The 518-nt window shown below is 45.9% G+C and carries 1 protein-coding gene; it reads left to right on the top strand.

The features are described from left to right. Positions 1 to 518: tyrosine/phenylalanine carboxypeptidase domain-containing protein (locus R7040_RS29905; RefSeq protein WP_318098112.1), on the top strand; the 518-nt coding region annotated here is incomplete at both ends.

Genomic DNA, 518 nt, shown 5'->3' with positions numbered 1-518 from the left:
ATTCAAATCTTAGATGGCATGCTAGCAAACGCTTTGGTGTCAGGCTCTCGAGTGAAGATTAACAGCGCTGCGCACATCACAACTGACGAACTTGAAGCGCTCGCACACCACGAGATGGGCGTGCATTTGCTAACTACGCTTAATGGCCGTCAACAGCCACTTAAAGTGCTTAGTTTAGGTTGCCCTGCCAATACCAATACGCAGGAAGGGTTGGCAATTTTGTGTGAGTACCTCTCTGGACACTTCAGTATCAAACGTTTAAGAACCTTAGCTCTTCGCGTGCTTGCTGTAGAATCCATGATTAAAGAGCGCGATTTCCGCCACACCTTTATGTTGCTGAAGGAGCAGTACAAAGCGTCTGACGTTCAAGCCTTTACCATTACTTCGCGCGTATATCGCGGTGGTGGCTTAACTAAAGATTATTTGTACCTGAGAGGATTTAGAGAAGTGCTCAACGCGTACGATAAGCTAGGGGATGATTTTTCACTGCTGCTATGTGGTAAAACGGAATTAAAGTA

It is taken from the genome of Vibrio sp. 1069 (genome assembly GCF_033340555.1).
Note: the sequence above shows the minus strand (reverse complement) of the source record. Positions and strands in the feature narration are given on the sequence as shown.